Annotated in this window: 18 protein-coding genes; 8 read left to right on the forward strand and 10 right to left on the reverse strand. The window is 72.9% G+C overall.

Annotated features, from left to right (window positions below):
- Positions 1–41: 41 nt before the first annotated feature.
- Positions 42–1,595 carry an MFS transporter gene (locus ACFVQ3_RS06715; protein WP_387636653.1) on the reverse strand — a complete coding sequence of 518 codons (1,554 nt, stop codon included), beginning with the start codon at positions 1,593–1,595 and terminating at the stop codon, positions 42–44.
- 432 nt (positions 1,596–2,027) lie between these two features.
- On the opposite strand from ACFVQ3_RS06715, the gene ACFVQ3_RS06720 reads away from it, so the two are divergent.
- The 3 genes from ACFVQ3_RS06720 (at position 2,028) to ACFVQ3_RS06730 (ending at position 5,225) form a co-directional block, all read left to right on the forward strand.
- Positions 2,028–3,215 (forward strand): aminotransferase class I/II-fold pyridoxal phosphate-dependent enzyme, encoded by a 1,188-nt coding sequence (locus ACFVQ3_RS06720; RefSeq protein ID WP_387636656.1) that lies wholly within the window; start codon positions 2,028–2,030, stop codon positions 3,213–3,215.
- 559 nt (positions 3,216–3,774) lie between these two features.
- A complete protein-coding gene (locus tag ACFVQ3_RS06725; RefSeq protein ID WP_387636659.1) occupies positions 3,775–4,659 on the forward strand; it encodes a DUF559 domain-containing protein in 885 nt (294 codons plus the stop codon).
- 152 nt (positions 4,660–4,811) lie between these two features.
- Positions 4,812–5,225, forward strand: a complete 414-nt coding sequence (locus ACFVQ3_RS06730) for an SRPBCC domain-containing protein (protein ID WP_387636661.1) — start codon at positions 4,812–4,814, stop codon at positions 5,223–5,225.
- 344 nt (positions 5,226–5,569) lie between these two features.
- Here the strand turns inward: ACFVQ3_RS06730 and ACFVQ3_RS06735 are convergent, their stop codons facing one another.
- The 3 genes from ACFVQ3_RS06735 to ACFVQ3_RS06745 all read right to left on the reverse strand — a co-directional run bounded on the left by ACFVQ3_RS06735 (position 5,570) and on the right by ACFVQ3_RS06745 (position 10,329).
- Positions 5,570–6,028, reverse strand: a complete 459-nt coding sequence (locus ACFVQ3_RS06735) for an OsmC family protein (RefSeq protein WP_387636663.1) — start codon at positions 6,026–6,028, stop codon at positions 5,570–5,572.
- A 462-nt stretch (positions 6,029–6,490) separates the two neighbouring features.
- Complete coding sequence (locus ACFVQ3_RS06740) at positions 6,491–9,058, reverse strand: ATP-dependent Clp protease ATP-binding subunit (RefSeq protein WP_387636666.1); 2,568 nt, start codon at positions 9,056–9,058, stop codon at positions 6,491–6,493.
- Between the two features lie 230 nt (positions 9,059–9,288).
- Positions 9,289–10,329 (reverse strand): YwiC-like family protein, encoded by a 1,041-nt coding sequence (locus ACFVQ3_RS06745; RefSeq protein WP_387636669.1) that lies wholly within the window; start codon positions 10,327–10,329, stop codon positions 9,289–9,291.
- A 182-nt stretch (positions 10,330–10,511) separates the two neighbouring features.
- Between ACFVQ3_RS06745 and ACFVQ3_RS06750 the strand changes: the two genes are divergently transcribed.
- Both ACFVQ3_RS06750 and ACFVQ3_RS06755 read left to right on the forward strand, forming a co-directional pair.
- The gene (locus ACFVQ3_RS06750) at positions 10,512–11,138 is read left to right on the forward strand and encodes a hypothetical protein (RefSeq protein ID WP_387636671.1); all 627 of its coding nucleotides are present in this window, start codon (positions 10,512–10,514) and stop codon (positions 11,136–11,138) included.
- A gap of 152 nt (positions 11,139–11,290) precedes the next feature.
- Complete coding sequence (locus tag ACFVQ3_RS06755) at positions 11,291–12,199, forward strand: universal stress protein (RefSeq protein WP_387636673.1); 909 nt, start codon at positions 11,291–11,293, stop codon at positions 12,197–12,199.
- On the opposite strand, the gene ACFVQ3_RS06760 is transcribed toward ACFVQ3_RS06755, so the two are convergent.
- From ACFVQ3_RS06760 to ACFVQ3_RS06785, 6 genes are all read right to left on the reverse strand, one after another.
- Positions 12,196–14,232, reverse strand: coding sequence for a sigma-70 family RNA polymerase sigma factor (locus ACFVQ3_RS06760; RefSeq protein ID WP_387636676.1), 2,037 nt, complete (start codon positions 14,230–14,232; stop codon positions 12,196–12,198). The genes ACFVQ3_RS06755 and ACFVQ3_RS06760 overlap by 4 nt on opposite strands.
- A gap of 200 nt (positions 14,233–14,432) precedes the next feature.
- Positions 14,433–15,047 (reverse strand): pentapeptide repeat-containing protein, encoded by a 615-nt coding sequence (locus tag ACFVQ3_RS06765; protein WP_387636678.1) that lies wholly within the window; start codon positions 15,045–15,047, stop codon positions 14,433–14,435.
- 32 nt (positions 15,048–15,079) lie between these two features.
- On the reverse strand, positions 15,080–15,352 hold the full coding sequence (locus ACFVQ3_RS06770; RefSeq protein ID WP_387636681.1) for a hypothetical protein: 273 nt from the start codon (positions 15,350–15,352) through the stop codon (positions 15,080–15,082).
- A 116-nt stretch (positions 15,353–15,468) separates the two neighbouring features.
- Positions 15,469–16,398 (reverse strand): ribonuclease Z, encoded by a 930-nt coding sequence (locus ACFVQ3_RS06775; RefSeq protein WP_387636683.1) that lies wholly within the window; start codon positions 16,396–16,398, stop codon positions 15,469–15,471.
- 76 nt (positions 16,399–16,474) lie between these two features.
- Positions 16,475–18,559, reverse strand: a complete 2,085-nt coding sequence (locus ACFVQ3_RS06780) for an ABC1 kinase family protein (RefSeq protein WP_387636686.1) — start codon at positions 18,557–18,559, stop codon at positions 16,475–16,477.
- A 231-nt stretch (positions 18,560–18,790) separates the two neighbouring features.
- Positions 18,791–20,155 carry an MFS transporter gene (locus ACFVQ3_RS06785; protein ID WP_387636688.1) on the reverse strand — a complete coding sequence of 455 codons (1,365 nt, stop codon included), beginning with the start codon at positions 20,153–20,155 and terminating at the stop codon, positions 18,791–18,793.
- Between the two features lie 112 nt (positions 20,156–20,267).
- Here ACFVQ3_RS06785 and ACFVQ3_RS06790 point away from each other — a divergent pair, with 112 nt between their 5' ends.
- From ACFVQ3_RS06790 to ACFVQ3_RS06800, 3 genes are all read left to right on the forward strand, one after another.
- Complete coding sequence (locus ACFVQ3_RS06790; RefSeq protein WP_387636690.1) at positions 20,268–21,206, forward strand: GlxA family transcriptional regulator; 939 nt, start codon at positions 20,268–20,270, stop codon at positions 21,204–21,206.
- Between the two features lie 278 nt (positions 21,207–21,484).
- Complete coding sequence (locus tag ACFVQ3_RS06795; RefSeq protein WP_387636692.1) at positions 21,485–23,152, forward strand: alpha/beta hydrolase; 1,668 nt, start codon at positions 21,485–21,487, stop codon at positions 23,150–23,152.
- A gap of 80 nt (positions 23,153–23,232) precedes the next feature.
- Complete coding sequence (locus ACFVQ3_RS06800) at positions 23,233–23,823, forward strand: DUF6993 domain-containing protein (RefSeq protein ID WP_387636694.1); 591 nt, start codon at positions 23,233–23,235, stop codon at positions 23,821–23,823.
- Positions 23,824–23,848: the final 25 nt, after the last annotated feature.

Below are 23,848 nucleotides of genomic sequence, written 5' to 3' on the forward strand. Positions count from 1 at the left end.
CGACGCCGTCGGGCGGCCGGCGCAGCGCCCACCGGCGCGACTCAGCCCAGGTGCACCGCGACCTGGTCGCCCTGCGGCAGGAGGCGCTCCTTGGAGCCGCGGATCAGCACGGCCGCGAGAACGGCGCCCACGACCAACGTGACCGCGGTCGCGACGAACGCCGCCGAGTACCCGTCGACGAACGCCGCGAGCTGCGACGCCTCGTCCGTGACGACGGCCCCGGCGACGACACCCGCGTAGAGCGTCGTGAAGACGGACAGCCCGATCGAGCCGCCGATCTGCATCGAGGCGTTGACGGTCGCGCTCGCCGCACCCGCGTCGTGCGGCTCGACGCCCGCGAGCGCGACGTTCTGCAGCGGCACCAGCACCAGGGCCATACCCGCGCCCAGCACGAGGAGGGCCGGCAGGACCTCGACCGCGTACGACCCGTCGACCGTGATCCGGCTCAGGTAGACGAGCGCGGCCGCGGCGACGAGCGGCCCGCCGATCATGAGCGGCCGCGGCCCGACGCGCGCCAGGAGCTGGGTGACCACGGGCGCCAGGACGAGGGTCATGATCGTCATGGGCAACGTGCCGAGCCCGGCCTGCAGGGGCGAGAGCCCCATGACGATCTGCAGGTGCAGGGCCAGGTACAGGAGCGCACCGATCATGAGCGCACCGAAGATCGCCTGGAGCAGGAACGCGCCCGCGCGGACCCTGTTCGTCAGGACGCGCAGCGGGAGCAGGGGCTGCGCGACGCGCGACTCGACCCGCACGAACAACGCCAGGAGGACGACGCCCGCCGCGAGGCACGCGATCGTCTCGGGCGCGGCCCAGCTGTGCTCGGCGAGCGTGAAGCCGTACACGAGCGACCCCAGGCCTAAGACCACGGTGACGGCCCCCAGGACGTCGTACCGGTTGTCCCCCTCGGCCCGGCTCTCACGGATCAGCACCTGGCCCGCGACCAGCGCGACCACCACGACGGGCACGTTGACCCACAGGCACCAGCGCCAGTCGGCGAACTCGGTCAGGGCCCCGCCCAGGACCAGCCCGACGGCGGCGCCCACCCCTGCGACCGACCCGAAGACCGCGAACGCGGTGTTCCGGTCGCGGCCGCGCGGGAACGAGACCGTGAGCAGCGCGAGCGCGGCGGGCGCGAGCAGCGCCGCGAAGACGCCCTGGAGACCGCGCATCGCGACGAGCTCGGTGCCGTTGCGCGCCAGGCCCGCGAGCAGCGACGCGACCCCGAAGCCCACCATCCCCAGCAGGTAGGTGCGCTTTCGACCCCAGTAGTCCGCGATGCGACCGCCGAGGAGCAGCAGCGCGCCGAACGCGAGCGCGTAGGCCGTGACGACCCACTGACGCTGCGTGTCGGTCAGCCCGAGCTCGACCTGGGCCTGCGGGAGGGCGATGTTCACGATCGTGCCGTCGAGCACGACGAGGAGCTGCGTCAGCGCGAGGATGACGAGGATCCACCAGCGACGGGGGCCGGTCGTGACGGGCGAGCCCGGCTCGACCGCGACGTCCGGCTCGACCGGGACGGAGCCGTGAGGCTCGGCGGAGGGAGGGACCACCTGGCCTGAGGGCGCAGAGGTGGTGGGAGTGGAGACAGGCATGACCGACCTTCGGGACGTCGCGGGGATCGTGGGGTTTCCAGCCCGGATCGAGACGTGTCGCGAGATGCCGCAGACCGTTCGACCGCCCCAACTACGAAGTCGGACAGACAGACCATCTTAACGTGTCGGCCCGTCAGGAAGCGGTGTGAGGTCGCCCACGGCCGGTCCCTGCGGCGGGGCGGTACGCGCCCGGGGTGAGCGGCGCCGTCGGGCCGATCGTCGAGTGTGCAGCTCGGGCTGTCATCAGCGCGAACGGACAGCCCGAACTGCACACTCGGCATCGAGGGATGCTTCCCCGGCCGGCCCGCAGGCCCGGTGCTAGCGTGGAACCGCCTGTTCCGCGCGGCCCTCCGGCCACTCCCGTCGCCGTCCGGCGACCACCTCACGGACACCGCCGTCCACACACCGCCGTCGCCCGAGCGAGGAGCTCCCATGGCCGACGAGACGATCTCCCGACGCGCGCGCGACCTCGCACGGTCCACACCGTTCGACGTCCTGCTGGGCTTCTTCGCGCACGAGTACCCCGAGCGCCGCGCCCGCCCCGGTGTCCTCGACCTCACGTTCGGCAACCCGCACGACCCCGCCCCGACCGAGTACGTCGAGGCGCTGCGCGCGAGCGCCGTCCCACGCGACGAGCACTGGTTCGGGTACAAGGTCAGCGAGCCCGCCGCGCGGACCGCCGCGGCGGAGTCGCTGCGGGACGTGGTGGACCTCCCCTTCGAGCCCGACGACGTGCACCTCACCACAGGCGGCTTCACCGCGCTGGCCCTCGCGCTCAAGCTCGTGTGCGACCCGGGCGACGAGGTCGTCTACAGCGTGCCGCCGTGGTTCGCGTACGAGGTGATCGTGCGCGAGGCCGGGCTCGTGCCGGTCAAGGTGCCGGTCTCCCCCGAGACCTTCGACCTGGACCTCGACGCGATCGCAGACGCGATCACGCCGCGCACCCGCGTCGTGCTCGTCAACACGCCCAACAACCCGACCGGGCGCGTGTACCCCCTGGGTGAGCTGCGCCGTCTGGCCGCGCTGCTCGACGAGGCGTCAGCCCGCGCCGGACGCCGCATCTTCGTGGTGTCGGACGAGCCGTACCACCGGATCGTCTACGACGGACTGGCCTTCCACAGCCCCGCCGAGGTCTACCCGTGGACCCTGCTGGCCTACAGCTACGGCAAGACGCTGCTCGCGCCGGGCCAGCGCATCGGGTACCTCGCGGTCCCACCCACGATGCCCGGTCACGAGGACCTGCGGCCCGCGATCGAGACGCTCCAGATCGCGATCGGGTACGCGTTCCCCAACGCCGTCCTCCAGCACGCACTGCCGCTCCTCGAACGGATCCCGTTCGACGTCGCGCTCTACCAGCGCAAGCGCGACCTCATGGTGACCGGACTGCGGGACATCGGCTACGACCTGCACAGCCCCGAGGGCACGTTCTACCTCTTCCCCCGGTCCCCCGACCCCGACGACCGCGCCTTCGAAACCCTCCTCGCCGAGCACGACGTCCTGGTCCTCGGCGGGAAGTACTTCGAGACGCCGGGCCGGTTCCGCATCTCGCTCACCGCGAGCACGGAGACGCTCGAGGCGAGCCTGCCGCGCTTCGCGGCAGCGTTCGGCGAGGCGGGCTGAGGGCTGGGTGGGTCATTCCTTGCCGTTCTTGGTGCTGGTGCTTGCTGCTGCTGCTGGTGCTTGCTGCTCCTGCCCGACGGCGTCGCTCGGCTCGTGCGGTGCGGCCGCGGTTGGGCGGTTCGGGGCGGGGATCGGGCGGGGCGGGGCGGGTCGCCTCGTCGAGTGTGCACTTCGGGCTGCTGCCGGACGCTCAGGACAGCCCGAACTGCACACTCGGCGAGGACCTCCCTCCGGTCCACGGGCCGGGCCGGGTCAACCGGCACGGCGGACCGGCGGTCGGGCGGGCGCACGGTCGGGCGGTCGGGCAGACCGGCGGTCGGGCGGGCGACCCGACGATCGGGGGGGGGCGCGGTCGGGCGGTCGGGCGGCAGAGCGGCACGGCGACCCGGCGGTCGGGTGGTCGGGCGACCCGGCGGCCCTGTGCGCCCGGACAGGGCAGGGCCGCCGGACGGGGCGTGCAAAGACACTCGAGCCGTCCACAAGCCACGTCCGTGGTTGCTCGTCCACAGTCGGCGAACCGGTACAGGCGCAGGTGAGGGCCACCGCGCAAGACTGCGCCATGCGCACCTCCGTCCCCCGGCCGCTGCGGGGCGAACCGTTCCGGCGAAGCACCGCCCTGTCCCTGACGACCGCGTCCCGGCTCCGTGGACCGGCGTACCGCGCCCTCCTGCGCGGAGTCCACCTGGGCGCCACCGAACCGCTCGACCACGGCACGATGATCCTCGCCGCGCGCGCTGCCCTGGGTGCGGACCCCGTGGTCTGCGGCCGAAGCGCCGCCTGGTGCTGGGGTGCCCGCCAGGCCGACGCGACCGACCCGGTCGAGATGGCCGTCCCACCACCACGCCGGGTCAGGTCACGTGCCCGGCTGTCCGTGCGGTCCGCGACGTTCGGTCCGGACGACGTGTGTCGCCTGAGCGGGTTCGGGCTGGTCACGTCCCCCGTGCGCACCATGCTCGACCTGGCGCGGCTCGAACCCGTTCACGTGGCGGTGCCCCTGATCGACGCCCTGCTCACGTGCTCCCGGGTCCCGGTCGACGAGGTCCTCGCCGCAGCGACGCTGCTCCGGGGTGGGCGGGGAGTCCGGCGCGTGCCCGAGGTGATCGCCCTGTGCGACGCCGGTGCCGAGTCCCCGCGAGAGAGCGCGCTCCGGTTGCTCCTCGCCCTCGCGGGTCTCCCTCGACCCGTGACCCAGCACGTGGTCCGGGACTCGTCGGGCAGGTTCGTCGCGCGGGTCGACCTCGCGTGGCCGCTGCTCAAGGTCGCCGTCGAGTACGACGGGGCGCACCACGACTCTCCCGACCGCATCCGACGTGACCGCGCACGGCTCAACGCGCTGCGGCGGTGCGGGTGGACGGTGCTCGTCGTCGACCGTGCGCAGCTCCTCCGCCCCGACGACGTCGTCGCCCTGGTGCGCGACGTCCTGGAGGCGGCGCTCTCCGGGTGACGTCCGGGCGCGACGTGCACCGAGTGTGCAGTTCGGGCGGTCACCGGGCGCTCAGGACAACCCGAACTGCACACTCGGTGCACACCCCGCACGTGCCGACCCCCGCCCCGAGGGCTACGGTCGGGGAAAACCGCTCGAAGAGGAGAGGTCCCATGACCGGACTCGTCGCTACCGCCTCGATCCACATCGCCGCCCGCCCCGAGAGGGTGTGGGCCGAGCTCGTCCACCCCTCCGCGACCTGGATGCTGGGCGCGAACGTGGAGACGGACTACCAGCCGGGCAGCGCGATCACGTTCGAGGGCCAGTACCAGGGCAAGCACTTCGAGGACCACGGCACGGTCCTCGAGGTGGACCGGCCCAGGACGCTGCGCTTCACGCACTACTCCCCCGCGAGCGGCGTGCCCGACGTCCCGGAGAACCATCACGAGGTCGCGATCACGCTCGCCCCGGACCCCAAGGGCACGCGTGTGACGATCCGGCAGGACAACAACGACACCCCCGAGGCGGTCGAGCACTCCGAGGAGCTGTGGCGTACCGCGCTCGCCTCGCTCGCGGGGCACGACTGACCCTGAGGAGCCGCCGACGCCGGTCCGCCCCGGCCGGGCCAGGCCCGGCTTGGCCTGGCCGTGGGTCCGGGCACGCCATGCCCGGTCTCGCGGCCTGGCAAGGTCCGGCTCGACCAGGTCCTGTACGGCAAGGTCCGCTCCGGTTCCGTCCGGTTCGACCACTTCCCGCCCGCTCCTGCCAGGTCCGGTCCCGAGCACGTCACGCCCGTCCCGACCGGGTCCTGTCCGGTCCGACTCGCGCCGCCGGACCGGTGCCACCCGCCCCCGGTGGAGCGGCCCGGCGGAACGCCCCGTAGGTGGCGGGCCACGCCCTCGTGCCCGACGGCGTGGCCCACCCCTCAGATTCAGGCAGCCGAGGCCGGTGCCCCCGCACGCACGACGCTGACCGGGGTCGCGTTCATCAGGTTGTCGGCGACGCAGCAGCGTTCCTCGGCGGCCACGAGGAGTGCGTCGATCTCCTCGGGGGTCGCGTCGGCGTCGACGTCGATCTCGAGCCGGATGCCCTGGAAGCCGGCGCGGTCCTGGGTCGGGCGCCCCATGAGTCGCTGGGGGTTGAGCGATCCCGTCGCGGTGACGCTCAGGCTGCGCACCTCGATGCCACGCTCCCTGGCGACCATGTGCGTGGTGATGTTGAGGCAGCCGGCGAGTCCCGACAGGACGAGCTCGACGGGGTTGGGGCCGGTGTCGTCGCCGCCGAGGGAGGCGGGTTCGTCGATCGTGACCGAGAAGTCGCGGATCTGGACGTCGAGGCGTGTCGGGGACTTCGCGGTGCCGGTGACCGTCGCGGTGTACTGAGGAGCCATGTGCCTGCCGTTCTCGTGAACTGATACCGAAGTACCAGTTTCTCGTCGAGGGGCACTCCGCCGTCAGGGACGTTGGTCCCGCGCCCACGGCCCTACGTCCCCGCGCACGCCCACGGCCACGCCCACGCCCACGGCCAAGTAGCCGCAGCTCCGGATGGGTCCCCGCACACGCCGCACAGCCGCAGTCACGAACGGGCCCCGCCCACGCCCACGCCGAAGAGCCACAGTTGCGGACCGGCCCCGCCGACGCCGCACAGCCGCAGTCGCGGACGAGCCCCGCCCACGCCCGCCCCCCCCACCCGCCCAACAGCAGCAGACAGGTCCCCCGCACACACCGAACAACCCACAGTCCCGGACGGATCTCCGCACACGCCGAAGGGCCCCGATCCGTGAGGATCGGGGCCCTTCGTGCCGGTCGGCGTCAGACGACCGGGGAGCGACAGCCGGTGGCTGCCGGGAGGTTCACTCCGCGCCGGCCTGCAGCTCGCCGGTCGGCGGGAGGTCGGCCGTCGAGATGCCGGCGGGGGCGTTGAGCGCTGCCGTCGCGGCGACGCTCACCGGGCCACGCTCGTGGTCGTCCTTGGAGACGCCACGGAACGTGAACTCGCCCAGCAGGCCCTCGCCCTCGGCGTCGACCAGGACGATCTGACCGGCCTTGAGCTCGCCGAACAGGATCTTCTCGGACAGCACGTCCTCGATGTCGCGCTGGATCGCGCGGCGCAGCGGACGAGCACCGAGGACCGGGTCGTAGCCCTTCTCGGCCAGCAGGGCCTTCGCGGCGGTCGTGAGCTCGATGCCCATGTCCTTGTCGCGCAGGCGCTTGTCGAGCTTGGCGATCATCAGGTCGACGATCTGGACGATCTCGGTCTGCGAGAGCTGCGGGAAGACCACCACGTCGTCGACGCGGTTGAGGAACTCGGGGCGGAAGTGCTGCTTCAGCTCGTCGTTCACCTTGGCCTTCATGCGGTCGTAGCTCGTCACGAGGTCGCCGCCGGCGTTGAAGCCGGTCTGGAGACCCTTGGCGATGTCCCGCGTACCGAGGTTCGTCGTCATGATGATGACGGTGTTCTTGAAGTCGACCACGCGGCCCTGCGAGTCGGTCAGGCGACCGTCCTCGAGGATCTGCAGGAGCGAGTTGAAGATGTCGGCGTGCGCCTTCTCCACCTCGTCGAACAGGACCACGGAGAACGGACGGCGACGGACCTTCTCCGTCAGCTGGCCACCCTCGTCGTAGCCGACGTAGCCGGGGGGCGAACCGAAGAGACGCGAGACCGTGTGCTTCTCCGAGAACTCCGACATGTCGAGCTGGATGAGCGCTTCCTCGTCCCCGAAGAGGAACTCGGCGAGCGCCTTGGCCAGCTCGGTCTTACCGACACCCGTGGGGCCGGCGAAGATGAACGAGCCACCGGGACGCTTGGGGTCCTTGAGGCCTGCACGCGTGCGGCGGATCGCCTGGGAGAGCGCCTTGATGGCCGTCTCCTGGCCGACGACGCGCTTGTGCAGCTCGTCCTCCATCTTCAGCAGGCGCGACGACTCCTGCTCGGTGAGCTTGAGCACCGGGATGCCGGTCGACATCGCGAGCACCTCGGCGATCAGGTCCTCGTCCACCTCGGCGACGGTGTCCAGGTCTCCGGCCTTCCAGGCCTTCTCCTTGTCGGCGCGCTGCTGCGTGAGCTGCTTCTCGGTGTCGCGCAGGCGCGCGGCCTTCTCGAAGTCCTGCTCGTCGATCGCGGACTCCTTGTCGCGACGCGCCTCGCCGATCTGCTCGTCGAGCTCCTTGAGCTCCGGCGGGGCGGTCATGCGACGGATGCGCAGGCGCGCACCCGCCTCGTCGACCAGGTCGATCGCCTTGTCCGGCAGGTACCGGTCGTTGATGTACCGGTCGGCCAGCGTCGCGGCGGCGACCAGCGCGGCATCCGTGATGGACACGCGGTGGTGCGCCTCGTAGCGGTCGCGCAGACCCTTGAGGATCTCGATCGCGTGCGGCAGGCTCGGCTCCGAGACGAGGATCGGCTGGAAACGACGCTCCAGGGCCGGGTCCTTCTCGATGTGCTTGCGGTACTCGTCGAGCGTGGTCGCACCGATGGTCTGGAGCTCGCCACGGGCCAGCATCGGCTTGAGGATGCTCGCCGCGTCGATCGCGCCCTCGGCAGCACCCGCACCGACGAGCGTGTGGATCTCGTCGATGAACAGGATGATGTCGCCGCGCGTGCGGATCTCCTTGAGGACCTTCTTCAGGCGCTCCTCGAAGTCACCGCGGTAGCGGGACCCGGCGACCAGGGCGCCGAGGTCCAGCGTGTAGAGCTGCTTGTCCTTGAGCGTCTCCGGCACGTCGCCACGGACGATGTCCTGGGCGAGGCCCTCGACGACGGCCGTCTTGCCGACGCCCGGCTCACCGATCAGCACCGGGTTGTTCTTGGTGCGGCGCGACAGGACCTGCATGACGCGCTCGATCTCCGAGGTGCGTCCGATGACGGGGTCGAGCTTGCCCTCGCGTGCGGCCTGCGTGAGGTTGCGGCCGAACTGGTCGAGCACGGCCGAGCCGGACGGCTGGCCCTCTGCAGGGCCGCCCGCAGCGACGGGCTCCTTGCCCTGGTACCCGGACAGCAGCTGGATGACCTGCTGGCGCACGCGGTTGAGGTCGGCGCCCATCTTCGTGAGGACCTGGGCTGCGACACCCTCTCCCTCACGGATGAGGCCGAGCAGGATGTGCTCGGTGCCGATGTAGTTGTGGCCGAGCTGAAGGGCCTCGCGGAGCGAGAGCTCCAGGACCTTCTTGGCGCGCGGCGTGAACGGGATGTGCCCGCTGGGGGCCTGCTGGCCCTCGCCGATGATCTCGGTGACCTGCGAGCGCACACCGTCGAGGGAGATGTTGAGGGACTCCAGCGCCTTGGCTGCGACTCCCTCTCCCTCGTGGATGAGGCCGAGCAGGATGTGCTCGGTGCCGATGTAGTTGTGGTTGAGCATCCGTGCCTCTTCTTGGGCAAGGACGACGACCCGACGGGCTCGGTCGGTAAATCTCTCGAACATGTGCTGCTCCTCACGAGCGGCGTACACCCGCACCGGTGGTGCTCAGGCCTGACCGCAACGACTCTATCCGGGACCAACGGGGCCGACCCCACGGATATGCCCTTGTTCGCCAGGGGCGTGACGAGGGGCTCGCTCCGTGACCTTCGGCAGGACCCCGACCGGTGTTCGGAGGCTGTCCGTTCCGCCCGCCGGTGACCGTTAGGCGAGGTGAGGATGACCGAAACGCGAGGTCAGGGCACCACGACCGTCGTGGCGTCCGCCCGGAGGGCGGCCGGAGCGCCCTCCCCGTGGCCCACCGGAGCCCCAGCCCCGTGGCCCACCGGAGCCCCCGCCCCGTGGCCCACCGGAGCCCCCGCCCCGCGCTCGACCCGAGCCCCAGCCCCGTGGCCGAGCGCCTCACCCGCCCCGGCCCCGTCGTACGTCGTCGGCAGCACGAGGACGACCACCATCACGAGGACGCTCGCCGCGACCTCGCCCATCCCGAACTGCATCGGCGTCGCCTCGGTGCGCGGCACCCAGGACGCACGCACCGTGAGCCCGGCGAACAGGACAGCCGCGGGCCACCACACGAGCCCGGCCGCCGCGAGGGCCGCGGACGCGACCACGCCGGCCGCCAGGTGGTAGACGATCGACGCGACGAGGTAGGACCGCTCGCCGCGCTCACGGATCAGGGTCTTGACGTACAGGATCGTCCCCGCGAAGTAGGCCAGCACGACCACGAACAGTGCCCACACCTGGGGCCACCCGATCCCTGCGACGCCCGTGACGCCGTCGGGCAGCGTCCCTCCCGGCCAGGCGCCCGGCGCGGGCCCCGTGCCCGCCGCGAACGCGACCGGCATCATGAGGCACGCCGCGAGGACCGTGGCGCCGTCGTTGAGCAGCGAGCGCTCGCTGCGCCGGTAGGAGCTCCACAGGCTCACCGCGACGAGCGGGGCGAAGAGCGGCACCCACGCCAGGAGGTCGGGGCGCAGGAGCAGGACCGCGACGGCTGGGACGACCGTCGCGATCCCGTACGCCCGCACGGGCGGCCACCAGCGCGCCTTGAAGCGGGACTTCAACCACAGGCCGGTCGCGAAGAACGCGAAGTACCCGACGAACCACAGCGCGGCGAGGGGCACGTGGACCCAGGCCGGTCTGCCGAGGAAGACCCCGACCAGCAGCGGCACGGCGAGCATCGCCCACGCGCCGTGCTGGTCGGGCACCCAGCCGGGGCCGCGGCGTCGTCGACGTCTCGTGGGACGCCGCTCAGGCTGCGTGCTCCCCTGGGTCATTCCCCGAGGCTGGCACGCGTCGTCGCAGACCAGGACGTCGTCCCGGCGGGCGGACCACACGTTCCGCCGACCGGACTCACCCGCTCCCGACGTGCGCGACGGACGCGCCGCCAGCATCGTTGACCCCAGGACGCCGGAGGGGCAGTCTCGAGGCAGGGGCACGCGCAGTCCGAGGGAGGACGATGCACAAGCCGGACGAACCAGCAGGAGCCCACGAGTCGTGGGAGCAGATCGTCGCGCGCTTCGCCCGCTTCAGCGGTGTCGTCGGCGAGATCACGGACCCGCTCACGTGGGGCCTGGACCTCGAGGAGGAGACCGTCACCGGGACGGGGGGCGACGACCGCGACCCGACCGAGGAGCGCTTCCTGCGCGCGTACGTGTCGTTCGTCGGCGAGGCGGTCGACGTCGAGACGCTCCGCATCGGCACGGACGACCCGCAGCAGGTCGAGGACATCGTGCGGGCCGCGCTCAGCGGCGCCCTCGCCGCGCCCCTGCACAACGACGCCCCCGACGGCACCGAGGGGCCGACCGGCGCGGACTTCGCCGACGCCTACCAGGACTACCGCTCCGCGATGCGGGCCATCGTGGAGGAGGTGGACCAGGCCCCGCTGCAGCACACGGCGTTCGTGGTCGACGACGTCTCGCACCCCTGCGTCCGGGTCGCCGTCCGGGCGACGGTCGCGGTGTACGTGCCGCTCGCAGACCGGGCCGTGATCGTGTCCGGGCCGACCGACCTCGTGGACCGCGTGGACATCTCCACGGCCCCGATCCGCAACCTCCTGCACGGTGACGACGGGCCGCGCTTCTGAGGCCGTGGCACGGTCCGGGCGATGCTGACGGCCCCTCGTGATCAAGCAGACACGCCCAGGCGTGACGTCGCCCGCGCGAACGGCGAAGATGGAGGTGCGGACGGTGCACCGGAGCACTGGACGGTCGTCGAACGAGAGAGCAGGTGACGTCGATGAGTGACGTGGTCGTCGGTGTGGACGGATCGGTCCAGTCCCAGGAAGCCCTCGACTGGGCCCTCGTCGAGGCAGGTTCGCGGGGCGTGCCGCTCACTGCGGTCCTCGCCTGGGAACCCTCCTGGAGGGACGGTCCTCGCCCCTCGGAGCCGGCCGACTTCAGCCACCTCGCGGACCTCAAGCAGGACCAGGTCCTGACCCTCCTGGACGAGGCCCGGCACCGTACGGGGGTCGACGCGGTCACGCACGCGGAGCAGGTCCAGGGCTCGCCGGCCACCGCGCTGCTGGCCCGCGCGGAGCACTCGGAGATGCTCGTGGTGGGCAGCCGCGGGCTGGGGCGCCTGGGCCGGATGGTGCTGGGTTCGGTGTCGTCGGCCGTGGTCCAGGGCGCGACCCAGGTCCCGGTCACGGTCGTGCGGCCGGCCGGTGACGACGCGGCAGAGGACGCTGCGGCCCCCGCCGCGGCCGACGCACCCCCGCGCGTCGTCGTGGGCGTGGACGGTTCCCGCACCTCGGTGCACGCGCTGCGCCACGGGCTCGAGGTCGCCCGCCGCACGGGCGCCGTCCTGGACGCGGTGTTCTGCTGGCAGATCGTCACGCTGGCCCCGTTGCCCGACTCGTGGGGCTGGACCCCACCGATCGACGACTACGAGAAGTTCGCGGGTGAGCAGCTCGACCGCGCGCTCGAGGCCGCGGACGTGGACCTGCCCGAGGAGCAGGTCCGCCGCAGCGTCGTGCACGCCCACCCGGCGAAGGGGCTCATCGAGGCTGCCGAGGGTGCCGAGCGTCTCGTCGTCGGCAACCGTGGGACGGGCGGGTTCGACCGCTTGCTGCTGGGCTCGGTGAGCCGCCAGGCCGTCGAGTACGCGTCGTGCCCGGTGACCGTGGTCCGTCGTCCCGTCGACTAGCTCGGTGGCTGGCCGATCGTGAACGTCGAGGTCACGATCGGCCCGACGGCGCCCGTCGCCCGGTCGACGTAGCGCAGCCCGAGCGTGTGCTCGCCCGGTGCGAGCCCTGAGGCGACCAGGTCGAGCGGCTTGCCCGTCATCACGTGCGGGTTGCCCGTCGACCGCCCGTCGAGGAACGCCTCGGTCGTGAGCCCTGCACGTCCGTCGATGCGCACCGTGACGGTCGGCGCCCAGGGGATCGACCCGCCGTCGGTCGGAGCGAGGATCGAGGGCAGCAGGAACGTGAACGGTCCCGGGACGCGCGTCGCCTCGGAGGTCGTGCCGTTGCGCTCCTGCGTCACGGTGAGCGTCTCCCACACGGTCGCGCTGCCCGACGGCGTCGCTCGCCACGTGCCGTCGGGCGCGACGTCCGCGCTGGCCACGACGGCGGAGGTTCCGCCGCTGGTCGCCGACACCGTGACCACTGCGCCGGGCTCGCCCGTGCCCGAGAGCTCGGGCAGGTAGACGAGCTCGCCCGCAGGCGGGGCGACCAGGGTCGGGGCGGCGAGCTCGGGGTCGACCGGGATCTCGGGGTCGACGGGGGTCTCGGGGTCGACGGGGGTCTCCGGGTCGGTCGGTGGTGCCGGGTCCACCGGTGCGGGGTCCACGGGCGGTACGACGTTCTCGACCGGAGGCACCGCCGGAGGCGCTGCCGGGTCCTGCGCCGGGCGGGCTGGGGCCGTCGCGCGACCGGTCCCCGTTCCCCGGGACGGCTGCTCTGCCGCTTCCCCCTCGTCCTGCCCGGTCGCCGGTGCACGCTCCGGGACGACCTCGTCGGGGACGGTCGTCGGATCGGTCGGGTCGGCCCCGGGAACGAGGGCCGGTCCGTCGGCCGACGGAGCCTGGGACGCCCCGTCGGCCGAGGTCTGCGGGCTCGGCCCGGCGTGCTCCGCCACGACCGGCTGGGTGGTGTCCCACGGTTGCGCGACCGCGACAGCACCGACCGCGACCGCGACACCTGCGGTGACGAGAGCGAGGATCGCCCCGCCGGAGAGCCCGGAGGCCGTGGCCGCTCCGGCCGCCGCCCCCGCACCAGCCGCGGCGGCCGGGCCGCCGCCCGAGGAACCGCCGGCAGACCCGGCCGGCTCGCCGCCCGCACCACCACCTGCCCCCCCGGCCGCTCCCCCACCCTGGGCGCCCGGGGCACCGAGGGTGAGATCCGCCGTCGGGTCGATGAAGACGCCCTTGGCAGGGACGAAGCCGGCTCCGCCGAGGGCCGCCGAGGTGCCACCCAGGACTGCCGGGACACCCAGCACCAGCGGGACGAGCAGGAGGCCCAGCCGCGAGGCGACCTGGTCGACCTCGTCGACCAGGATCGAGCACGACAGGCATCCCGTGAGGTGCTCCTCGAAGCGGTCCTTGTTCCGCGCGCTCAGGGCGCCCCGGTTGTAGTCGCCCATCTGCTCCGCGGCCCAGCGGCACTCGTCGGAGACTGCAGTCGTGTTGACGTGGGCCTGGAGCCAGGACCGGCGCAGCCCCTCGCGCGCCCGGTAGGCCAGGGCTGAGACCGACCCAGCGCTCAGGCCGAGCAGCGGCGCGACCTCGCGAGCGTCCATGCCCTCGACCTCGGTGTACCAGAGCACGGCCTGCCAGCGTGCGGGCAGGGCCTTGAAGGCCGTGACGGTGACCGACCCCTCGACCACGACGTCGGCCATGTCCACGGGGTCCGCGACCTCGGGGACCTCGTCGACCGCGATCGGGTCCGGTGCGTGCGACCACGTGATCGCGACGCTGCGGATCGTCTGGTAGAGGTACGGGCGGAAAGGACCCGTCGGCCCCTTGCCCGCCTGGATCGCGCGCAGGATGCGCAGGAAGGACTCCTGGACCAGGTCGTCCGGGTCGAACGAGGACGTGACGCGACGGGCCGCACCGCGCCCGGCGCCCGAGTGGCGCGACCACAGGACCGCGTACGCGTCCTGCGAGCCCCCGCGGACGGCGTCGACCAGCTCCTCGTCGGCCAAGGCCCGGAGGTCGGTCTCGCTCGTCGTCGACATGGGTGGGTCCTTCCGCGGCGTGCCCGAGGGTCGGGCGTGAAGCGCCTGTCAGAAGAAGAGACACGCTCCGGAGGCGATCATGACGCGAACGTGACGCGTCTCACCGGGCCTGCGGGCCACGGGCCACGCCACGGGCCGTGGGTCGCGGGCCGTGGGCCGCGCGCCACGGGCCTCGCGCCTCGGGCCGCGTCGGTGCCTCGTCAGTGCGTCCGGACGTCCAGGCCCAGCGCCTCGGCGACCACGAGCGCCTGCGCCGGGTCCACGATGGCCCCCTGCACGATGCTGCTCAGCGGGTCGAGAGCGCTGAGGTCGCTGCCGCGCAGGTCGGTGCCCGTGAAGTCGGCCTTGTGCAGCCAGGCCCCGGACAGGTCGACCTCGCGCAGCACAGCCCCCTGGCAGCGGGCACCCGTCAGGTCCGCCTCGCGCAGGCGCGCTCCCGTGATCGAGGCGCTGCGCAGGTCCGCCCCGGCCATCGTCACGAACGACCAGTTGCCGCCCACGACCTTGAGGAGGTCGAAGCTGCACTCGGTGAACGCCGACCCCACGGTCTTGCAGCGCGTGAACGTGGTGTCGAAGAACGAGCAGCGCGAGAACGTGCAGTTCGCGAAGGCCGAGTCGGTGTGGGTCGACGCGTTGAAGCGGACGTTGCGGAACGTGCACTCGGTGAACGTGGCGCCCGTCGTCGTGATCTCGGAGAAGTCGCAGTCGCCGAACGCGACCCGCTCGAACGTCTCGCCGTCGAGGTCCCGGCCGTACCAGTCCTCGCGGTCGACGGACGAGTCGGGGGTGGGGGCGCCGTGCGCGCGATCAGCCATGAGGTGGACCGTAGCGGGAGGCACCCACGGGCCTACCTCCGGCCGAGCCCCCGACGCACCGCGTAGATGACGAACCCCGCCCCGGCGAGGCCGACGAGCCAGCCCCCCGTGCCGAGCACGGGCCCGCGCGTGCAGTAGGACGCGCCGGGCGTGACGGAGTCGACGCACTGGCCGGACTGGACGCTCACCGCGAGGAAGGACACGACCGCGACCACCGCGGCGAGGAGCAGCCAGCCCCAGCGGAGGCGGCGGGGGGCGTCGGCGGGCGCCTCGGGCTGGTCGGGCTGGTCGGGCTGGTCGGGCATGGTCCGAGGGTAGCGGCGCCGAGCACGAGGTTCCGCGCTGTCGAGCACGGGGACGAGGCCGCCACCGCGCCGAGAACGGCCCGTACCCCGTTCTCGGCGCCCACCCCCACGCCCGCTCAGTGCACGCGCGGCGGGACCTGCACCCGGTCGAGGTCCTCGGCGACCGTGAGCTCGCCGTCGAACACGGTCCTGGCCTCGGCCCAGAACTCGGCCGGGTCCTGGTAGCGCTGCGAGAAGTGGGTCAGGACGAGCGACCGGACACCGCACTCGGCGGCGACCGTCGCCGCCTGGAGCGCGGTCAGGTGACCGAACGCGTGGGCGAGGTCGCGGTCCCGGTCGAGGAAGGTCGACTCGATCACGAGCAGGTCGACACCACGTGCGAGGGAGTGGACCGCGTCGCACAGGCGCGTGTCCATGACGAACGCGAACGACTGCCCCGGGCGCACGACGCTCACGTCCTCGACCCGGACGGTCCGTGCCTCGCCCACCTCCACGACGCCCTCGCGCTGGAGAACCCCGATCGCCGGTCCGTGGATCCCGGCCTCCGCGAGCATCGCCGGGACCATGCGCCGACCTTCGGGCTCGTCGAGCCGGTACCCGAACGCCTCGACCCCGTGGTCGAGGCGCTCGGCGCGCAACACGAACCCGGGGTCGGCCCGGACGGGCGGGACGACGCCGTCGGCGGAAAACGGCTGCAGCGCGAGGTCCGCGCGGTGGTGGTAGGACGTGGCGTCGAGCAGGTGGTCGACCCACGTCATGCCCGACGCCGGGAAGGACACCGGGACCGTGTGCGGCACGCCGTCCAGGCTGATCCGCTGCACGACGCCGGCCAGCCCCAGGCTGTGGTCGCCGTGCAGGTGCGTGATCGCGATCCGCGTCAGGTCCGTCGCGGACACCCCCGCCCGCAGCATCTGCCGCTGCGTGCCCTCGCCCGGGTCGAACAGGACGGCCTCGTCGTCCCAGAACAGGACGTAGCCGTTGTGGTTGCGCGTCCGGGTGGGCACCTGGCTGGCGGTGCCGAGGACGACGAGCTCGCGACGGGACATGAGCGCACGCTAGCCCCCGCGCGGCGCACGGGCACGGCGATGCGGAGCAGCCCGCGCTGCGCGTCGGCCCGTGCGGTCAGCCCCGGTCGCCCGGTGCCCCGCGGAACGCGTAGATCAGCACCCGGATGCTGAGCACCGCGCCGACGAACAGCATCACGGCCCCGAAGACCGAGTACCAGCTCAGGTCGTTCGTGAGCTGCGGCCCGTTCTCCGCGACGAGCAGGAACACCCCGCCGACGACGCTCGCGGCCGCGATGATCGTCGAGATGACCTGCTGCACGAGGCTCGTGACGAACCTCCGGTCACCGGGATCGGAGAACGCCCGGACGTTGACCGTGAACCTCCCCGCCTCGAGGTCCGACGTGATCTTGTTGAGCCGCCGCGGCAGTCGCTCGATCGACGGGGCGAACGCCAGGAGCTGGGCCCCGGCCTTGGCCCGGATCTTGCGCAGGCTGACCATGTTGCGCAGCAGCTCCTCGCCCTCGTCGCGCGCCGACGAGACGAGCTCGAAGGAGGGCGAGAGCAGGTGCAGCGTCCCGTCGAGCGCCGCGATCGTGCGGAACGCCGCGGCGACCTGCGACGGCACCCCCATGCCCGCGTCGTTCACGAGGCGGACCATCGCCGCGAACAGCGAGCCGCTGCTCGCGGCCCCTCCCCCGCGGAACCTCAGGATGAGCTGACCGACCGAGCGCTCGAACCGGCGCTCGTCGAAGCTGTCCGGCTGGTCGAGGAGCTCGATGAGCGCGTCGGTCGCCGCGATCGAGTCGTCGGCCTCGACCGCGAGCAGCACGGCCGCGAGCGCGACCCGCTCGGCCTCGTCGAGCCGGCCCACCGAGCCGAAGTCGAGCAGCCCGAGCGAGCCGTCGTCGCGCAGCAGGACGTTGCCCGGGTGCAGGTCTGCGTGGAACACCCCGGTCACGACGATCTGGTCGAGCGTGACGCGCAGCAGCCGGGCAGCGATGTCGTGGCGCGCGTCGTCGTCGAACGTCGCGAGGAGCTCGGCCGCGTCCCCGACGGGAGTGCCGTCGAGGCGGTCCATGACCAGGAGCGTCGAGCTCGACAGCTCGGGGTGGGCGTGCGGGATCTCGACGAGGGGCACGTTCGCGTCGGGGTCGTCGACCTGGTGCGTCCCGGGCAGCGGGTGCCGCTTCGAGCGCCGGATCGTCGCGAGCGCGCCCTGCACGTCGAGCGTGTTCTCGAGCTCGGTCGTGTAGTCGAGCTCCTCGCGCAGCGAGGCCGCGAACCCCTCGGCGAGGTCCATGATGCCGAGCGACGGCCCCCACGACGTGTCGCGCTGGAGCCTGCGCGCGATCCGCAGCACGATCCGCAGGTCGCCCAGGACCTGCTGGCGCGCCCCGGGCCGTTGGACCTTGACGACGACCTCGCGGCCGTCGAGCAGCGTCGCGCAGTGCACCTGCCCCACCGAGGCGGACGCGATGGGGTCGGGGTCGAGGTGCGCGAACACGGTGTCCACGGGCGCGCCGATCGACCGCGTGACCATGACCTCGATCTGCGCCCACGGCGCGGGCGGGACCTGGCTCTGGAGCCGTGACAGCTCCTCGACGTACACGGCGGGCAGCAGGTCCGCGCGGGTCGAGAGCATCTGGCCGAGCTTCACGAACGTCACGCCCGCGTCGCTCAGCGCGGCCCGCAGCTCGCGTGCCACGGCCCTCTCCTCGGAGTCCGTGGTCCGCTGGTGGCTGCGACGCCGTGCGCCGCGACCGAAGAACCCGCCCAGGCCGTGGCGGATCATGATCCCCATGATCTGGGTGTATCGCCACAGGTCCTTGGACCCGCTGCGCAGCTCGACGACGGCGCGCCACGGGGTCGGGATGCTGCCCGTGGGCACCAGGAGCTCGAGGACGAGCAGCAGCCCCAGGCCGATCACGAACGACCACGCCCACGCGAGGACGATGATCACGAGGACGACCCCGGGGTGGACCGTGAGCGACCCGTCGGACTCCTGCACCCCGAGCTGCTGGAACCCCTCGGTGAGCCCCCACGACCCGAGCGTCACCACGAGGATCGTCATGAGGATCGACCGGATCCACCCGACCGGGACCCCGAGGACCCTGCGGGCGGTCGCCGCGAGCAGGAGGACCATGACGAGCGTGGCGGCAGCGGTGAACAGCGCCGTCCCGATCGAGGAGAGGATCTGCATGGCCCCTACTCTCCCGCGCGCGGGTGGCCGGCGCAGGAGGACACGCGTTCTGAGCCGCCCGGCGCGGACGCCGCCTCCCGGCGCGGGCCAGGGTCGCGCTGGGCCGACCGGCCTTCCCAGGAGGTAGCCCCTCGCCCGGTCGCCCCGGTTCCGGGCCGCGCTCGGGGACCCTCGGCTCCGGACGGCGCTCGGAGGCAGGGCGCGGCCCGACGGCGCCGCGCCCCCGGGAGGTCACGTCGCCCGCGAGCGCCTCGCACGGCCGCTGTACGAGGGCTCGTGCTCGCTCCGAGTCGGCACCGAGGAGCGGCTCGCCACCGACGACACCCTCTCTGCCACGCTCGGCGAGGTGCCGTGGCGCCTGCCCGTCGTCGCCGCCCGCAGCGCCGCCCAGACGAGCAGCGCGGCGCTCAGCACGATCCCGGGCAGGTTGGACGCCTGCCAGCCCAGTGTCTGGAAGACGACGGCTGCGCCGAGCGACGCGAGGACGGATGCCGAGCCGGTGACTCCTTCGGCGAGGGCCTGAAGCCTGCTGCCGGCACCTCGCTCGTAGCAGCGCAGCAGGAAGGCGGAGCCTGCGAGGAAGAGCAGGTTCCAGCCGATCCCCACGAGCGCGAGAGTGAGGATCATCGGCAGCGCCGCGTCGCTGGTCGCACCGAGGACGGCGCCCGCGAGCATCACGGTCGCGCCGACCTGGGTGGCGGTCGACGGCCCCCAGCGGCGCAGGAGCTCACCGCTGAAGACGGCCGGCGCGAACATTCCCACGAGGTGCCACTGGATCATCGCGGCCGACGTCGTCTCGGAGTGCCCGGCGTGGGTGCTCGCCAGCGGGCCGATTGCCATGACGAGCGTCATCAGTGCGGCCGCGACGGGCAGGATGACGAGCGCCGCCACGAAGTCCGGGTTCTTGAGGGCTTGCGCGACGGCGATGGGTCGGACCGGCGAGGCAGGCTGATCGTCGGGCGCCGCAGCCCCAGCCGCTGCCGCCGTCGGCTCGCGCGAGACGCTGAGCGCCAGGGGGATCGCGGTGGCACCGATGGCCGCGACCAGGAGATACGAGCCCACGAACTGGGTCTCGAAGGCGTGCGAGGCCGCGAGGGCCGTGAAGGGCCCGGCGAAGGCGGCGAGGAGCCCGCCGTACATCACGGTCGAGAGGGCGCGCTCCTGCTGGCCGTCCGGAGACAGGTCCGCGGCGAGGAAGCGCACGTATCCGCCGGTCGCCGTGTACGCGCCGACGAGTGCGGTTCCCACGCACAGCAGCAGGAACGAGCCCTGCAGGACGGCCAGCGCCGAGAGCAGCCCGCCGATCACGGCGAACCCGGCCCCCGCCGCCATGACGCGGCGGTAGCCCCAGCGGGCCACGAGAAGCCCGGTGAGGACGGCCGCGAGGAGGCCCGCTGCGACCATGAGAGTGAGGGGGAGGGTGGCGAGCAGCGGCGTCGGCGCCAGGGAGAGCCCGGCCAGTGCGGTGAGCGTGAGATCCACGCTGAGCACGCCGTAGAAGAGGGCTTGCATGCTCACGAGCCGGACGAGGTCGGCCCAGTGGTGCCGGTCTGTCGAGCGGTTCTCGGTGGGGGTGGCGAGCGGGGTTGCGGTCACGGTTCTCCTTGTGGTGAGCGGGTGCTTCTCACTCTCGTGGGCCGCATGCGCACAGACCAGTGGCTGAAATGCCTCTCTTCGATAGGATTCGGCCATGAGTACTCACCGCGTCGTGGTCCTGCTGCTCGACGAGGTGCTGCCGCTCGACCTGGGCATCCCCCTGCAGGTGTTCGGGCGCGAGGAGCTGCCGCACTACTCGGTGTGCACGGCATCGCTCGGTGGGCGACCCGTCGCGATGCTGGGCGGCACGAGCGTGACACCCAGCGCCGGCCTCGAAGCGCTGGATAGCGCAGACACGGTGATCGTGCCCGGCGCCGCTCGTGCCGACAGTCCGCTGGCCGGCGAGGTGCTCGGCGCACTGCGCTCGGCGCACGCGCGCGGGGCACGCATGGTGTCGATCTGCTCAGGTGCCTTCGCCCTGGCACAGGCGGGCGTGCTCGACGGGCGCAGGGCGACGACGCACTGGCAGAGCTGTGCGCAGCTCGCGACACAGCATCCGTCGGTCGACGTCGACCCGGACGTGCTCTACGTCGACGAAGGCAGCGTGCTCACCTCGGCGGGCGTGGCCGCAGGAATCGACCTGTGCCTGCACATCGTGCGCCGCGACCTGGGGGCGAGCGTGGCCAACCGGGTGGCGCGGAGCCTCGTCGCCGCTCCGCGCCGGGAAGGTGGCCAGGCACAGTTCATCGAGCGCCCCGTCGTGCCCACCGGCAGCGACCCCCTCGCCCGCACGCGCGAGTGGATGCTGAGCTCGCTCGCCGAGCCCATCACCGTGACCGCCATGGCGGCGACGGCCCGCAGCTCGGTGCGCAGCTTCTCGCGCAACTTCGCCAGCCAGACTGGCCAGACGCCGTTGCGCTGGTTGCACGCGCAGCGGATCGAGCTCGCGCGCGAGATGTTGGAGACGAGCGACCTGAGCATCGACGAGATCGCCGCCCGCAGCGGCCTCGGCAGCCCCGCGAACTTTCGCACCCACTTCAAGAGGGCGACCAGCCTCACGCCGCAGCGCTACCGCCTGGCGTTCGCCGAGCGGCCGGAGGTCGTGGCCTGAGGGTGGTGCGGCTCGATCGGGCCGTGGGTTCGTGCCGGGAGGCTCGGGCCACCTGCGGCAGCGGACGCGGGCGGTACCCCGGGGCTGGCGCCGAGCGTGCAGTTCGGGTCGTGCCGGCGCTGATCGCACGACCCGAACTGCACACTCGGCGGACGGACCGGGAGGTGGGCCGGGAGGTGGGCCGAGCAGTCCTCGGGCCCTCGTCACCGGCACGGGCAGCCTGTCCGGGGGCCGAGATTCGGGGTGCATGTCCGACATTTCCGTGCTCGGATGGGTCGATGACCTCGCGATCGACGACGACACGAGTCCGCGCCGCAGCGCTCACGCTGACGGCGGCCCTCCTCCTCGGCGGGCTGCCCACTGCGGCCGCTGCCGCACCGGGTGGTGAGCGGCCGACCGGACAGGTGGACGCGCCGGTACCGAGGATCGCCTGGGGGCCATGCGAGGGCGTGGGCCTCGAGCAGTTCGAGTGCGCGCGCGTCGAGGTCCCCACGGACTACGACCGTCCGCGCGGGCGCACGACGACGATCGGCCTGACCCGCCTGCCCGCGACCGACCCGGCGCAGCGCGTCGGGAGCCTGTTCACGAACTTCGGCGGGCCGGGCGGCCCGGGGGTCGAGTCCCTGCACCTGCTCGGCGGGTCGCTGTTCGACGACGACGTGCTGGCCCGGTTCGACGTCATCGGGTTCGACCCGCGCGCGGTGGGGACGTCCGACCCGGCGACGTGCTTCCGCGACGCGGCGCGCGAGCAGGCCTTCCTCGCCACGGTCCCCGCGTTCCCCGTGACCGACCGCGAGGAGAGGCGCTACCTCGGGCAGATGGCGACCCTCGGCGCGTCGTGCACGCTGTTCTCCGGCGACCGCATCTCGCACTCGTCGACCGCGAACGTCGCACGTGACATGGACCTGCTGCGTCAGGCCGTGGGCGACGAGCAGCTCAGCTACGTCGGCTACTCGTACGGGACCCTGCTCGGCGCGACGTACGCCGCTCTGTTCCCGGACCGCGTGCGCGCCATGGTGCTCGACGGCACGGTGGACGTGGAGGGGTGGTCCGGCGTCGGGTCCGACGAGCTGTTCGGCACGCGCAACGGTCAGGCTGCCGGAGCGACCGAGACCTTCGGGGAGTTCGCGCGGCTTTGCGCCGAGGCGGGCCCGTCGGTCTGCGCGCTGTCCTCGCTCGGCGACCCGGCCGAGGTCGTCGAGGCGACCTACGCGGCGCTGCGCGAGGCTCCGCTCACCATCCCGATGCCGGACGGGTCGACCGTCCGGGTCGGGTACCCCGAGGCCGTCGCGCTCGTCTTCTCGTACCTCTACGAGCCCGCCGCCTGGGGCGACCTGGACCTGACGCTCGCCGGCCTGGCGGTGCTGAGCGGCGCCGTCGGGCCGCCTGCTGCGGACGCGCCCGCCGCCCGCAGCGCGGCTCCCTCGCTCGGGGAGCTCCTGCGCCGGGCCGGGTACGCGCAGGACTACCCGTCGCTCGGCGGCGCGCTCGCGAGCCTGTGCGTGGACGCGACGACTCCTGGCGACCCGTGGTCGTACGCGGCGAAGGTCGACGCGCTCGACGAGCAGTACCCGCACTTCGGCCGTTTCCGCGGCTGGGTGGGCGTCCAGTGCGAGTTCCTCCCGGCGACCGACCGCGACGCGTTCACCGGCCCGTGGGACCAGACCACCGATGCGCCGGTGCTGGTCGTCGGCACCCGGTTCGACCCGGCGACGCCCTACGCGTTCACGCAGCCGTACGCCGACCGGTGGCCCGACGCGCGCGTGCTGACCGTCGAGGGCTGGGGTCACACGATCATCGGCAAGTCCGTGTGCGCCGACGCGGCGGTCGCCCGCTACCTCGTCGACCTCGAGGCGACCGACGCTGCGACGTGCGCCCAGGACGTGGCGCCGTTCCAGGGTCCGCCGGTCCCGCTCGGCGAGGCGCTGCGACTGCCGGTGGCCTAGGCCGTGGCGTGCGTGGAGATCTCGCACGGGTTCGTGCCCTGCGCTGGACGCGTGGGCCGCCGTGCCGCGAGACTCGCCGGATGAACCGCCCCGTGCCCGACGACGTCACGCCCGTCGGTCGCTCGCGTGCGGCCACGTGGGTGGGCCGGGTCGTGGTCGGCCTCGCTGCCCTCGTCACGGTCACGCTGGTCGTGGCCGTCGTGGGCTACGTCGTCCTGGTGGACCGGTGGGCCGACGCGTACGACACGTCCGGCGGGCCTGACGCCCGGCCCACGTCCTCCTCGGTCACCGGGTCGACCGGCACGTCCGCCGAGCAGGAGAACCAGGGGCTCGACTCCTCGAACGAGGCCTACCGCGAGCGCCGCGGGACCCCGGAGTCGGACGCCGAGGCCGCGCTGTCCGTCCCGGTGGTCGAGGCCGCGCTCACCCCGCTCCTCACGGGCGAGGCCCTGCAGCGCGACGAGGTCGTCGCCGCACTGACGGGCGCGGGCTTCGAGACGTTCGGCGTGACGCCGGAGACCACCGTGCACGGGGACCCCGCGACGAGCTTCGGGGTCGGCGTGAGCGTCCCAGGAGGCTGCGTCTACGGTGGCGTCACCCCGCAGGGCGTGACGCTCGACGCGGGCGGCCCGATCGCCGACGGCGGCTGCCTGGAGATGCCGACGCACTGACCCTCGCCGAGCCCGCGCCGTCCTC

This window comes from Oerskovia sp. NPDC057915 (genome assembly GCF_042887685.1).
Taxonomy (GTDB): domain Bacteria; phylum Actinomycetota; class Actinomycetes; order Actinomycetales; family Cellulomonadaceae; genus Oerskovia.